13 protein-coding genes are annotated in these 13,233 nt (G+C 36.4%); 3 read left to right on the top strand and 10 right to left on the bottom strand.

The genetic code is table 11. From position 1 onward, the window contains the following. Positions 1–38: 38 nt before the first annotated feature. The 10 genes from AAFN87_RS07645 to AAFN87_RS07690 form a co-directional block, all read right to left on the bottom strand. The gene (locus AAFN87_RS07645; RefSeq protein ID WP_347790449.1) at positions 39–731 is read right to left on the bottom strand and encodes a gamma-glutamyl-gamma-aminobutyrate hydrolase family protein; all 693 of its coding nucleotides are present in this window, start codon (positions 729–731) and stop codon (positions 39–41) included. Positions 732–1,006: 275 nt separating this feature from the next. Next, the gene (locus AAFN87_RS07650; RefSeq protein ID WP_347790450.1) at positions 1,007–1,759 is read right to left on the bottom strand and encodes a prepilin peptidase; all 753 of its coding nucleotides are present in this window, start codon (positions 1,757–1,759) and stop codon (positions 1,007–1,009) included. A 32-nt stretch (positions 1,760–1,791) separates the two neighbouring features. Beyond that, positions 1,792–2,526 (bottom strand): potassium transporter, encoded by a 735-nt coding sequence (locus tag AAFN87_RS07655; RefSeq protein WP_347790451.1) that lies wholly within the window; start codon positions 2,524–2,526, stop codon positions 1,792–1,794. After that, entirely contained in the window at positions 2,526–3,122 is a 597-nt protein-coding gene (locus AAFN87_RS07660; RefSeq protein WP_347790452.1) for a PilN domain-containing protein, read from the bottom strand. Before AAFN87_RS07660 ends, AAFN87_RS07655 begins: the two co-directional genes overlap by 1 nt. Further along, a complete protein-coding gene (pilM, locus tag AAFN87_RS07665; protein ID WP_347790453.1) occupies positions 3,119–4,096 on the bottom strand; it encodes a type IV pilus biogenesis protein PilM in 978 nt (325 codons plus the stop codon). The genes AAFN87_RS07660 and pilM overlap by 4 nt, the downstream gene beginning before the upstream one ends. A gap of 160 nt (positions 4,097–4,256) precedes the next feature. Beyond that, entirely contained in the window at positions 4,257–4,769 is a 513-nt protein-coding gene (locus AAFN87_RS07670; protein ID WP_481886456.1) for a prepilin-type N-terminal cleavage/methylation domain-containing protein, read from the bottom strand. Between the two features lie 41 nt (positions 4,770–4,810). Beyond that, entirely contained in the window at positions 4,811–6,016 is a 1,206-nt protein-coding gene (locus tag AAFN87_RS07675) for a type II secretion system F family protein (protein WP_347790454.1), read from the bottom strand. Beyond that, positions 6,013–7,065 carry a type IV pilus twitching motility protein PilT gene (locus AAFN87_RS07680; protein WP_347790455.1) on the bottom strand — a complete coding sequence of 351 codons (1,053 nt, stop codon included), beginning with the start codon at positions 7,063–7,065 and terminating at the stop codon, positions 6,013–6,015. Before AAFN87_RS07680 ends, AAFN87_RS07675 begins: the two co-directional genes overlap by 4 nt. Before the next feature lie 11 nt (positions 7,066–7,076). Continuing rightward, positions 7,077–8,747: a GspE/PulE family protein gene (locus tag AAFN87_RS07685; RefSeq protein WP_347790456.1), complete on the bottom strand. Its 1,671-nt coding sequence runs from the start codon at positions 8,745–8,747 to the stop codon at positions 7,077–7,079. Between the two features lie 18 nt (positions 8,748–8,765). Further along, positions 8,766–10,013 (bottom strand): VanW family protein, encoded by a 1,248-nt coding sequence (locus AAFN87_RS07690; RefSeq protein ID WP_347790457.1) that lies wholly within the window; start codon positions 10,011–10,013, stop codon positions 8,766–8,768. A 436-nt stretch (positions 10,014–10,449) separates the two neighbouring features. Here AAFN87_RS07690 and AAFN87_RS07695 point away from each other — a divergent pair, with 436 nt between their 5' ends. Genes AAFN87_RS07695 through AAFN87_RS07705 form a run of 3 tightly spaced genes read left to right on the top strand, consistent with a single transcriptional unit; the run spans position 10,450 to position 13,230 of the window. Beyond that, complete coding sequence (locus AAFN87_RS07695; protein ID WP_347790458.1) at positions 10,450–10,923, top strand: type IV pilus modification PilV family protein; 474 nt, start codon at positions 10,450–10,452, stop codon at positions 10,921–10,923. Beyond that, positions 10,916–11,497, top strand: coding sequence for a PulJ/GspJ family protein (locus tag AAFN87_RS07700; RefSeq protein ID WP_347790459.1), 582 nt, complete (start codon positions 10,916–10,918; stop codon positions 11,495–11,497). Before AAFN87_RS07695 ends, AAFN87_RS07700 begins: the two co-directional genes overlap by 8 nt. A gap of 26 nt (positions 11,498–11,523) precedes the next feature. Further along, entirely contained in the window at positions 11,524–13,230 is a 1,707-nt protein-coding gene (locus AAFN87_RS07705) for a hypothetical protein (RefSeq protein ID WP_347790460.1), read from the top strand. The last annotated feature ends 3 nt before the right edge of the window (positions 13,231–13,233 follow it).

Here is a 13,233-nt window from a genome sequence, read left to right on the forward strand (position 1 = left end):
AAAGCATTTGAACTTTCTCTGTTCAAATGCTCCTTCTCCTATTTACAAGCCTTGATAAATGCTTCGAATAATTTAATAGAGTGTGTGTCTCCTGCTGGCGCAAGCGCTTCAGGATGCCATTGCACACCAATACAAAATGGATGCTCAGGATGTTCAATTGCTTCATTAATCCCATCTGAAGCTAAACCTGCTGATATTAACCCCTCACCTAATTGATCAATCGCTTGATGATGGAAGGAATTTGTTCTAATGGAGCTGCTTCCAAAAATACTTAATAATTTTTCTCCTGTAATGTTGACAGAATGTGTTACTTCATGTCGAATTGAAGATTGAATATGAGCAATCGGCTGCTCCCACTGTGAATCAATATCTTGAATTAATGTACCACCAAATGCAACATTTAACACTTGGTGACCACGACATATTGCTAAAATGGGCATATTCTTTTTAAACGCAGCATGGAAGAGATCCAAATCGCTCGTATCTCGGTGAGTATGAAATGCCCCCAGTTTTCTATGCGGCTCCTGTCCAAATAAAATGGGATCAACGTCGTGTCCACCAATTAAAATAAGTCCGTCTATACGATTTAAAATCGGTTCTATATCATTACCAGCTATATGAGGGATACAAAGCGGAATTCCCCCTGCAAGCTCAACTGAATTTATATAAGTATTATTAATTTCTAGTTTGTTATCCCCTGTATGCATTGTTAATCCAATAATCGGCTTCATAAAACGCCCTCCAATTTCATCTTTATTCTATAAATATACCATTATTCCCCTTATTAGATACAGATAATTCTGTTAATTATAACGATAAAAGAATTTACATTTTGAGTTTTGATACATATCGAAGAATGGCAAACTAAGTCTAGCTGAGAATACACACACTCAAACAGCAAGAATACGAATTGTCAGCTATTATATGCACTCAACTGCTATGTATTTACTAACAAATCTCCTAAAAGCAAAGAAAAAACGTATTGCTACGTTAATACAATACGTTTTTAAAATAGCTTCATATACCAATCTATCATTTTATCTCCATAAAAATAGACAATGATTGTGGCAATCGCGATCGAAGGTCCAAATGGTATAGGAGCCTTCCTACCTTGACCACGCAGCTTTAATACAATAACCCCGGTAATCATTCCAATTACTGATGCAATAAATAATGTTAGTAAGGTGTTGAATGTTCCAAGTACAAGGCCGATGACTAAAAATAATTTAATGTCACCACCACCCATACCACCTTTTGAAATAATCGCGATTAATAATAATATACCAAAACCAATAATTGCCCCTACGATACTATCCCACCACGGATCCAGCGGTACTATAATACGTCCTATAATTAATAAAATGCCGAAAAATAGTAGAATTTTATCGGGAATTAACATATATGCTATATCTGATACTGTAATTATTACTAATAATGAAATAAATATTAAAGCAACTGCAAGCTCTAATTGAAAACCGATTGTCCAAAAGGCATATGCAAATAACAGTCCTGTTATTAGCTCTGTAATCATATAAATCGGAGAAATTTTTGCCTTACAAGTGCGACATTTCCCGCGCAATAATACATACGAAAAAACAGGAACTAGATCTAGAGCGCCTAGTTGCCTGTTACAATTCGTGCAATGAGATGGAGGTGAAACAATCGACTCCTTTTTTGGTACACGTAAACCGACGACATTGAAAAATGAACCGAATACAAGCCCGAAAATAAATGCAAATATGGTATAAGCTATATCCATGTTAAATGCCCCTAACTATTTCCTGTTCTATCTTATTGATTGCCTTCATAATAGAAAGTCGTTACTTGAATCGTAGCAGCAACTCCTTCAGAACGTTCTTCTGCAAATGCATTTTCCTCGCCCGGTAAAGCAAAATCAACCATATCTACGTGCATCACACGCTCCAGGGTTTCTAACTCCTTTAAAAATTGCTCTAGCTTTGCCGCATTTGGACCTTCTACATCAATACTGAACGTCAACATTTTTAGCTCTGCCGGCAAAGATTCTTTTGCGATTGATGAAACAGGTAATGCCCCTGACGTTGTTTGTTGATCATTTGTTTGTGCGCTAACTGCGACAGTATCTGTATTTTCCGTAGTAGACTGACTAGCATCCTCAGTCGACTCTTCTTGATTAGGATCCTGTAATTGCGATTCAGCAACTAGAGAATCATAGTTATTAAACTTAATAGCGAGAACGCGTGAATCTGAAACGAATTCGATTTCTTCTAGATTTAGTAATAGCTCCACCAAATTACGATCTTGAGGAACTTTTTTACGTAGTGCAAATTGATTTGGTGTACCTTTCTCTTGTTCACTACTTACAGCTGTGATTTGGTTTTGTAAGCCCGATACATCTGATTGTAAGTTAGAAACAGAGCTTTGCATAGCTGATACTTCATTTTGTTTAGGCATTACAACATAATAATAAACCGCAAATAATAAAGCTATAATGAGAGCACTTAATAATAGTGTAGTTGAATTTTTACTACTAGAGATTTTATTCATTATCTCACACCTCCAGTAGCTAAATATACTTCATCCATAAATAATGTAATGTCTACTGAGTAGCGTGGTATCTCATTAAAAGTTTCATCCTTAGCTTTTCCATCAGATGTCTCGTTCGGATTAACATCAAAATTAGAAACAGTGCCTATTTGCACATCTGAAAAATATGCACTTTGTTCGAGGCGATTTACATAACTAGATATTTCATTTAATGTTTCAAAATCTACTGAAATCGTTGTAGACTTTTCAGCAAATGAATAATTTCTTAAATAAGCGTGTTTTGGTAATAAATTTTGTGTTTCATCCATTAATGGTGACACTGGATAAGAGACACGCTCAACGAAGGCAACTGACTCTTCAAGTGAGCCTTTACTTGCGTTAACGAGTACGTCATATTCACTTTGTAACTGCTCTTTTTGTTGTTGTAGTGCTTGCTGCTCGGTAGTAAGCGTAGCTAATTCGTTTTTTGCTTCGAAATATTGCCAAACGAAAAGTGATAGGACCATTACTGTGGCAATACCGATCAAACTATAAAGTAATTTAGAGCCAGTCTCTCTTTTATCTAGCTTAGGGAGTAAGTTTATATCTGGAATCATACGCTAACCTCCTTCAGCGCAAGCCCGATTAACGATGCATGTTTCGCTTTAAACTGCGGGTAGAAACTTGCAATTGCCGCATCATCAATAACCGTTATCGGTGTAGGTAAATTTACACTTAAAAATGTACTAATATGATCTAATAGCGGATTGTCTCCCATAATAATGAGTTCATCTACCGACTTCTCTCCTTTATGAAGAGAGAACTTAAAGAAATTCATCATACGGTCAAGCTCAAGCACTTGGTCCGCCAAAAGCGCATTGTATTGTTGAATATCATCGTTATATGTGAATTCAGTTTCTCCATTACTAGCTGTTGTTGCATGCCATTTTGATAAATCTGTATCAATCGTTTGATAACGTAAAAACTCAACTTGCCCTTTAGAATATATACAAATTGATAGCTCATTAATGGACCAATCTGCAATCATATACGTTTTGTGAGTCGTTACTTTTTTCAACTGCTCCAGTAAACGTAAATTACAGAGCGCTCGGATATCTGCTACTTCTGGGTGCATATGTATATCGAGCAATATACCCATCAGTTTTTGCACCTCATCTGGAGGTGTCGCAAACAAAGTTGCGTAACCATCTCCTGCAACATGGTCATAAACATCCACTAGCGGCTCCTGGAATGGTAAGTGAATAGATCTACCAAGCTCCATTTGCACATATTCCTTCAGTTTTTTCCCTTCTATATCAACTGGGTGATCAAAGTTTTTTAATAACACAGATGTGTCAGGTACAAATAGACGGACATTCTGATTTTTACCACCAAACTTCGAGGCGTTTTCTTTTAAAATATTGAACAGTGCCATCTCATCGACAATTACGGCATCTTGTACAATTCCTTTTTGCAAAGGAATTTCATGAACTGCCCACTGCGCTGCGTTCGGCCCTTTTTTCACAAGTGCACGCAATATATAATCATTCAATTGGATGGACATATTCGTTTTCTTTTTGAAGCTAATCATCATTGGGCCTCCTTCTATTAGTATGTCTACTTGTTTGAGAATCATATTTTGATTGTTAGTATGAAAGCATGTTTGTTACTTACTAGTGTGACACATGTTCGGATCTAATTAGTCACTCAATGGAACACCCAACCGTGGTTAGGTGTTCTTTGAGGGGTAATTATTTACCCATAACTTCATTTAATTTTGATTCCTTAATTGTAAGAACATCACCAACAGCATAAGCTTTACCTAGAGCTTTTGCCATCTTTCCACCTGCTTTAATCTCTTCGCCAGACGCTAATGTATATTTGATTTCCGGATCTGTTACAGTTGTTAAATCTACTTGATCTCCAGTCGCTTTAAATCCTTTAACGCTAATGTAATCAGCTAAATCATCTTTACCACAAACATTACCAGTTCCACAAGAACCGTCTGTATTTGCAATTTTTGCAGCTGAAATAACACCAGAAACATCGGCTAGTACCGCTTTATCACGTTGATTGTTAATAATGTTCCCAATCGCTGGAATTGCGATTGCTGCTACGATTGCTAAGATTACGATTACTGCTAAAAGCTCTACTAGCGTTAAGCCTTTCTCATTTTTAATACGTTTTTTCATTTCCTTGAACATATTCGTTCCTCCTAAGTTAATGTGTGTATTTTTTTGCTTTTGCTCGGACGTTTGCTGCATGTGTTGCTCACCTCCTTGCAAAACGTCCCAATATATTTTGATTACATTTGCTCATATAAGCTAAACATCGGTAGCATAATCGCTGCGACGATTAATCCAATGACTACTGCTAAAACTAAAATCATTAATGGCTCGATTAAAGACTTTAATGTATCAACGGAACGATCTACTTCGTCTTCATAAAAGTCTGCAATTTTTTCTAGCATATAATCGAGTGAGCCAGTTGATTCGCCGATTTGCGTCATACTCGTTACGAGTGGTGGGAATATCCAGCTTTTTTCAAGTGGCTCTGATAAAGTGCTTCCTTTTTCCAAACTAGATCGCGCTTCTAAAACAACTTTTCCTATGACTGGATTGCCACTTACTTTTTCAGAAATCGTTAATGCTTGTAAAATCGGTACTGCTGAGCTAAATAACGATGATAATGTTCGCATTAAGCGGGCAATTGCAGATTTTTGAAATAATGACCCGAAAATCGGCATTTTTAGTAATGCTAAATTTATTGCAAAATGAAATTGCTTATTTTTTTTATATAACGAATTAAAAGTTACAACAGCGATAATTACTGTCCCAATGACAATCCACCAAAACTTTTGCAGCCATTCGCTGAGCGCCACTGTCAATACCGTAATTAATGGTAAATCCGCACCAATTTCATCAAATGTTGACACAAACGTTGGTACAATAAAGATGAGTAAAAAGAAAACTATAACCACTGTAATGACCATCAACACCGCTGGATAAGTAAGCGTTGATTGTACCTTTTTCTTCAAGTTATATTGCTTTTCAAACATATTAGCGAGACGCTCTAATGTTTCATCAATATCCCCAGTCGCTTCACCTGAGCGCATCATATTTGTAAATAATTCCGGAAACACTTTTGGGTGCTTCCCAACCGCTTGCGAGAAAGAAATGCCAGAGCGCACATCTTCTTCCACTTGTTCTAGCGCTTTTTTTAATTGTTTACTAGTCGATTGACGCGCTAAAATATTTGTTGCTTCCACAATCGAAACGCCCGCTCGAATTAATGTCGCAAACTGTCGACAATAAATAACGAATTCTTGGTTTTTGATTTTTCCGCCAATGTTTAAATCCATGTGCAAAATGCTTGTTGATTCTACAATCTCACGTGGATTAATGCCTTGATCTCGCAGTTTTAAAATCGCTGCATTTTTATTCGTCGCATCTATTATTCCTTTTTTTGTAACACCTGTTTTTGTACGGCCTGTATATTTATATACGGTCAAATGTACTCACCTACATTCATATATGGACGTGCTTCCTCAAGAGTTATTTTGCCTGACGAAACTAGTGCTTGAATCGAATTTTCTAGCGTATGCATACCAAGCGCTCGGCTCGTCTGCATCACACTTGGGATTTGGTGAATCTTTTCATTGCGAATTAAGTTCGTGACAGCTGGTACGGCAACTAAAATTTCCGTCGCTGCGACACGACCCTTTTCACTTTTTTTCACGAATAAACGCTGTGAAATAATACCTTGCAACACATTGGCTAGCTGTATCCGAATCTGCCCTTGTTGATGTGGTGGGAACACGTCGATAATTCGGTCAATAGTAGTTGGTGCGCTCGATGTATGCAATGTGGCTAACACTAAATGACCAGTTTCAGCGGCCGTGATCGCTGTTGAAATTGTTTCTAAATCACGCATCTCTCCGACTAAAATAATGTCAGGGTCTTGACGTAAAGATGCACGTAAACCATTGGCAAAACTATCTGTATCTATGCCGATTTCACGTTGATTGACGACCGATTTTTTATGCGTATGTAAATACTCAATCGGGTCTTCTAGTGTGATAATATGCTTTGCTTTTGTTTCGTTAATATAGTCAATCATTGCTGCTAATGTTGTCGACTTACCTGAACCTGTTGGACCTGTTACTAAAATTAACCCTTGAGGCTTGTCCGCTAAATCAAATAACACTTTCGGCATTTTTAGTGAATCAATTGTTGGTATTTGACTTGAGATTAATCGTGCTGCAATTGCCCCTGTATTCCTCTGGTGATAGGCATTAACACGGAAGCGACACAAGCCATTAAGGGAATAGTTAAAGTCCGTTTCACCTTTATCATCGAACTCAGCCACTTTATAGTCAGGCAAAATATCACGTACCATCTCATTTACTAGTTCCGGTGTAACGGCTATTTCTCCATATTGAGAAAGTCGCCCATCAATACGGTATACTGGTGGAATGCCGACTGTTACATGTAAATCTGACGCTTTTTGCTCATAAGCATAGGTTAATAAATCTTGTATTGTTAATGTTGCATTAGTCACTTTGTCACTTCCTATTCTGCTGTTGCTACACGCAGAACTTCTTCTGTCGTCGTAACTCCGTCTAATACTTTTAATAATCCATCTTCAAGTAAAGTGTTGTAGCCCTGCTCGCCCATATAGTCACGAATAACACTCACACTCGAACGATTCAAAATATAATCCTTTAACTGACGATCAATCGGTAAAATTTCATGAATCGCTAAACGACCTCTATAGCCTGTTTTGTTGCAAGCAGGACAACCTTTTCCTTTGCGCACTGTTTCAATCGAAAAACCATTTGCTGCGAAGATTTCTTTTTCACGATCTGTCGCTTGTATCGTTCGGGCGCAGTCACGGCAGACACGCCTTACTAAACGTTGCGCCATCACCCCTACTAACGAAGAGGACAGCAGGAAAGGCTCAATACCCATGTCTTGTAAACGAGAAAGCGATTCGACTGCACTATTCGTATGAAGTGTACTTAAAACTAAGTGTCCAGTTAAAGATGCACGTACAGCAATTTGAGCTGTTTCTAAATCACGAATTTCCCCAATCATGACGATATCTGGGTCTTGACGTAAAATCGAACGAAGCCCTGCTGCAAACGTAAGTCCTACTTCTTCCTTTACTTGAATTTGGTTAACGCCATCAAGTTGGTACTCAACGGGATCTTCAACAGTAATAATATTCACTTCTTCATCATTCAAATTAGAAAGCGCAGCATAAAGCGTACTAGATTTACCGGAACCAGTAGGACCTGTTATTAGAACAATGCCGTTCGGTCGTGCAATCATTTTTCTAAACAATGCTTCATTTTGTTTCGTAAAGCCTAATTTATCAATGTCGTTAGCCGCATTGCTTAAATCAAGAATACGCATAACGATTTTTTCTCCATAAACAGTCGGTAATGTGGATAAACGAATATCTACTGGTTTAAAATTGACGTTCGTTTTAATACGCCCATCTTGCGGCGTACGATTTTCGGTAATGTTTAAGTTCCCCATAATTTTCACACGTGCAGTTATAACACTTTGCATATGCTTCGGCAACGAACGCTCTGTACGAAGCACCCCGTCCACACGGTAACGAACTTTAAATTCCGTCTCCTGAGGATCAAAGTGAATATCAGATGCGCGCTGTGCGACACCATTTGCAATAATTTGGTTTACTAAGCGAACAATTGGAGAATCTTCATCGGTAATTTCCTGCTGCGTTTCATTACCGCGCATATTTGTACCTAAATCAGTAAGTGCAGCATCCATTGATTCCTGCAAATCGTAATATTTCGTAATCGTACGATATAAATCATCTTTAGCCGCAATACTTGTCTCAATTTGACAGCCTGTCGCCATACGCACTTCTTCAATCGCGAAGTAATCCATCGGGTCTGCCATCGCAATGAATAATTTGTTTTTATCACGGCGAATCGGCATGATGCTCGCACGTTTCGCAAGCTCAGCAGGAATTACTTGAATTAATTCCGGTTCAATTGCGTATTGATTTAAATGAATATGAGGGATGCCTAATTGAAACTCTAGCACTTCGATTAACTGCTGCTCAGTCAAGAAATTTTCCTTTATTAGAAAATCCCCTAATTTTTCGTCACGACTTTTTGTAGTTAGGGCATATTCCAGTTGTTGCTCTGTAATAACGCCTGCTTCAACTAATAAGTCACCGAGTCGTTTACGCGCTGCTACTTTCATAACAATTTCGCCCCTTTCTTAAGGTGTAATTAAATTACCGCCTTTATCGTAATAGCTACCCGCTGGTAACTGTTCGTCTTCTAGCGGGGGTTCTACTAGTCCACCTATGCTTGTCCCCTCCTCATAATCCGGTAATCCGTCTCCATCTAAATCAATAGAAGGTGACGCATTTCCGGAAGAGGTTGTCCCCCCCGCATTGCTTGTCGCTGTCACTGGTTGACTAGAAGATTTCAAAATAATACGATTTTTTGGTGCGTAGTAATCTTTACTAATTAATTCTTCGACACCTGTTGCTGAAGAGTATCGATATACAGAAACACGTAAACCTGGTGCACCCTCTTCAACCAATTGCTGCTGTCCAATTGCTAAATCATTTGTATAACGCGTAATAATTCGTGGCTCTACATCGCGATCTCGCACAACACGTACTTCAATGTCTTGCTCTTTATTCGTTGTATATGCTTCTACTTTTAAATTGTCGCCTTCAATAGATAGCTTTAATTTCATCGCATTTGAAGTTGTATTAAGAAAACGTAAATCTTGTGAGCCATCTCGCTCGACTGCAGCTTCAATTCCAGCAGTTAAATAAGAAGGAACTACATTTTGTGATGAACGTTCCATTATTTCACTATTCGTATTTAAAGCTACGCTATAAAGCATCGAAGCAACAAAATTCAACGCTTCCCGATTTGCCAAATCCGCTTGTGCACTAAGTTTTTCTAATAATGAAAAGGGTTCATTTGGATTAATAATTTGTTCATTTAGGGCATTAACTAATTCACTTACCCCCATCGCTTCTTCAGGGATTTGTTCAATATCCAATGCAATGCGATCATTTTCAAGTAATGTCAAATTCGCCACATCTGCCTCTACCTCGTGTGACCCTAAGTAAGCCGCTTGCGCAAAAACTTTGTCATAAGTAGAGTCTGTATGCCACATTGCTATACTTTCAATTTCCTTTTTAATAGAATCACTTGGTGCTAGCTCTAACGGTAAGTGCACAACACGTTTTGACTCCCAAAATGCAAACCAATCTTTTTTTGTCATAGATTCATACGTCGCAATCGTTGCTTCAACATCAAATTGAAGCGCCGTCGGATTTATTTTTAACGAAGAGCCCCCACCTGAAACGATAATTGGCTCACTTGTCCAATTGATAATTGCATCGTTTAAAATCACTTTCAATTCTTCCAGTGACAGTTTGTCTACCGAAATCCCCCCAATAGTTGATCTATTAGAAGCATCATCTGCGTAGGCTTTATTCATCAACGAATTCCCAGGATATGCTACAGATATCAGGATCAACATTAGAACTAGTAACAGCGCAAGCTTTTTCCTTATTTTCAATTCCAACACCTCAATCAATATAATTTTATATACGAAACTTTATATTGCCGTTATTTAACAATTCCGGATTTCAAATAGACCATTAATATAGAATGTGGCACTATCAAATAGACTATGAATATACAATACAATACAATTAATAGATTTGTACATAACTATAGACCTATTAAATTGTCACTTTTTAAAAATGACAACAAATAGACATGACTTTAATAGCTCTTCTTTTTTCCTCAATGTATAATAAAAGGGAAATTTCAAATTTTATTAGATAAAAGTAAGTCAATATAAATGATTTTCTACTATTTAATAGAAATCACTAGATTCTAAAGTATCGGTATGGGGAGGGTCAAATATAATGAAACAGAAAATTAGAATGCTATTAACTAGCCAAAGGGGGTTTTCTTTAATAGAGGTTGTTGCTTCAATTGTCATAATAACGATTGTGTTGATTAGTTTTTCACAACTTTTTGTACAATCAAACAAAACGGCAGCTCATAATAACGAGAAACTAGTAACTGTAAACTTAGCAGATGCCGCTCTTGTAAAATTAAGATCAGAAACTTTCACTAAAAACTCTTCTATTACAAATGTTAATGATTATTTTGTAGACAATGTTGAAACAGATGCCACAAAGAAAAAACCGCCCCGAGAAATAAAGATGAATGGAAAAACTTATTCAGTGTCATATGTAGCTTCTCAAAGTGCAACCAATGTTCCTAACTCTAATAATTCAGAAAAAGATTTAAACTTAATTAAAGTTGTCGTGACAGTCACTGCACCTGATGGAAAAATTAAAGGATCGTCGGAAGGATATGTTTCACTTGAATAAACTATTAAAAAATCAAAGAGGCTTAACGTTACTAGAACTTTTGGCAAGTATTGTTTTAATATCTATGATTTCAATTTTTATTTTTTCGATTACAACGAAAGCTATCGAAAACAATCGTGTTATTCAACAAGAAACAATGTTGCGAGATGAAGCAGATATTATTGTTAGTAAATTTATTAAAACCCTCTATTCAACTAAGCAAGGATATATTATTAGAAACACAACAAATTCAGCAGGAAATAGTTATATAGAAGTAACGAATGATTTAGAGAAGTGCCAAAAAAACGAGGATGGAAATTTAATTAACGTTACTGCATGTAACGCTACTTTAAAACCAATTGGCTTTAAAACAGTATCTGGTATAACTAAAATTTATATATTAGATGAGGTATATTCCATTTCTCACCCTAATATTCAAATACTCCAAAATTCGAAGGTAAACGGAGATCCACAAAAAACATCCATATATGAAATCGACTTAAAGTTAAAAATAACTCATAAAAGAGGAAATAAAGAAACTTCAAAAGAAATGGCTTTTACTAATCAAATACAGCCTGTATTAACTTCAAAATAATAAATAAGGAAGGAGATATTATTAAGATGAAAAAATATTTACGAAACGACAAAGGTTATTCTCTATTACTATCTATTTGTGTCATTCTAATCTTTTCAATTCTTGGATTAAGTTTAATGACTCTAACATCAAGTGGTGTTGCAAAAAATGCAAACCGTGAAGAAATAATTCAAGCGCAGGACCTATCAGATAAAGGAATAGAATTTGCAGTCGGTGATATTCAAAAGACTTTAGAAGAAAAAATAAAAGCTACACCTATGGGAAAAACAGAGTTCGGAACTTACTTAGATAAAACTCTAAATAATTCTAACTTGAAATGCCCCGATGAAGGACAACCAATCCCAGATAATATCGGCTATAAAATACCTGGAGAAAATAGCAGCTTTACTAAAGTATGTATCGAGAAAGTTGATATGATTATAAGCGCTTCTGGTATCACCGAAGAAAAAGATAAATACAAGCGAATTGTTACATTTAGAAGTGTCGGCGTTGTTAACAGTAAAGAACATGTTTCTAAATCCGAGGTAATTATAGGGACAGACGCTATACCGGATCAGTTGAGATATGCGATTTCTTCAAATAACAACGGAAGTATATACCTATATGGTGGTGTAGATGTAACCGGTGATATAAAATCTGCTAAAGATCTTATTATTCATAACCAAGGCTATTCATTATCAGGCACAACACCAAACTGGAGCGATACTGTCTACACTCGACTAAAAGCAGATTCAAAAAGTGTAACACCAAAAATAATATTACCCGATACAGGTAGTTTATATATTAATAAAAATACATCACATTTAAAATCTGAAAGTAACATACTTAATTTAGATGTAACTAATCACCTGAGAAATTATACTGGATTTACAGCTACCAATCCAGCTTTAGTTACTAACTTACGTTCAACATTATTTGATTCTACTAATGTAACAGCCGTAACAAAATCTATAGACTCTGACGAAGTAAAGATACAAGAGAAGGTTTTAAACCTATACGAAACAGGAAACTATTCTAAATTTTATAATAACTCATTAACTATTAACAATAGCAATAAAAACAGTGTTAATTTAAGTAAAGATGACATCGTTTTAATCAGGGCTGACAAGACTTGTATACGTTACAATTGGTGGGGTAGCGGCTGTGCTGAATGGAGAGAGGGGGGAGAATTTAATATTGGGGCTAATTCAGTAAATCTAAGAGGACAATATTACGTTTACGGAAACCTAAACATCCAAAATTCATCTATAAATAGCGATGCAATTATTTACGTCGATGGAGATGTAAATATTACTGATAGTACACTTAACGGATTAGGGTCAAACGGTACTCTAATCATATTCGCTACTGGGAAAATCAAAATAATTAATATTTCTAAATATAGTGATGAATCAAGTAAGATTAAAGGGTTCTTCTATTCACAAGATACATTAAATATGTTTGGGGTATTTTCAAATATTCAAATTCAAGGTGGGATATCTGCTAATAATGTTATTTTATCCGCCGTTCGAGGCAAGTTTACTTCAAGAGGCTCTACTGACAGTGTCCCTGATCAAGGTAAATTAATTGATCACGATAGAGATCCAAGCACCCCTCTTGTACCATCCAAAACATCTAGACTCACTATAATTTACGATCAAGATTTAATCGATTCATACACTTCCTTCAAACGCGACGACGAAGAAGAATTCATTACACAATTAAACGATCCCGAAACAATAAATCGCCAATAAATA

The sequence above is a fragment of the Solibacillus sp. CAU 1738 genome, assembly GCF_039888725.1.
In the GTDB taxonomy this organism is placed as follows: domain Bacteria; phylum Bacillota; class Bacilli; order Bacillales_A; family Planococcaceae; genus Metasolibacillus.

Excerpts from the sequence above, each read along its gene's own strand:
- AAFN87_RS07645 (WP_347790449.1), bottom strand. The coding sequence starts at position 731 with ATGAAGCCGATTATTGGATTAACAATGCATACAGGGGATAACAAACTA.
- AAFN87_RS07650 (WP_347790450.1), bottom strand. The coding sequence starts at position 1,759 with ATGGATATAGCTTATACCATATTTGCATTTATTTTCGGGCTTGTATTC.
- AAFN87_RS07655 (WP_347790451.1), bottom strand. The coding sequence starts at position 2,526 with ATGAATAAAATCTCTAGTAGTAAAAATTCAACTACACTATTATTAAGT.
- AAFN87_RS07660 (WP_347790452.1), bottom strand. The coding sequence starts at position 3,122 with ATGATTCCAGATATAAACTTACTCCCTAAGCTAGATAAAAGAGAGACT.
- pilM (WP_347790453.1), bottom strand. The coding sequence starts at position 4,096 with ATGATTAGCTTCAAAAAGAAAACGAATATGTCCATCCAATTGAATGAT.
- AAFN87_RS07670 (WP_481886456.1), bottom strand. The coding sequence starts at position 4,769 with ATGCAGCAAACGTCCGAGCAAAAGCAAAAAAATACACACATTAACTTA.
- AAFN87_RS07685 (WP_347790456.1), bottom strand. The coding sequence starts at position 8,747 with ATGAAAGTAGCAGCGCGTAAACGACTCGGTGACTTATTAGTTGAAGCA.
- AAFN87_RS07690 (WP_347790457.1), bottom strand. The coding sequence starts at position 10,013 with ATGAATAAAGCCTACGCAGATGATGCTTCTAATAGATCAACTATTGGG.
- AAFN87_RS07695 (WP_347790458.1), top strand. The coding sequence starts at position 10,450 with ATGAAACAGAAAATTAGAATGCTATTAACTAGCCAAAGGGGGTTTTCT.
- AAFN87_RS07705 (WP_347790460.1), top strand. The coding sequence starts at position 11,524 with ATGAAAAAATATTTACGAAACGACAAAGGTTATTCTCTATTACTATCT.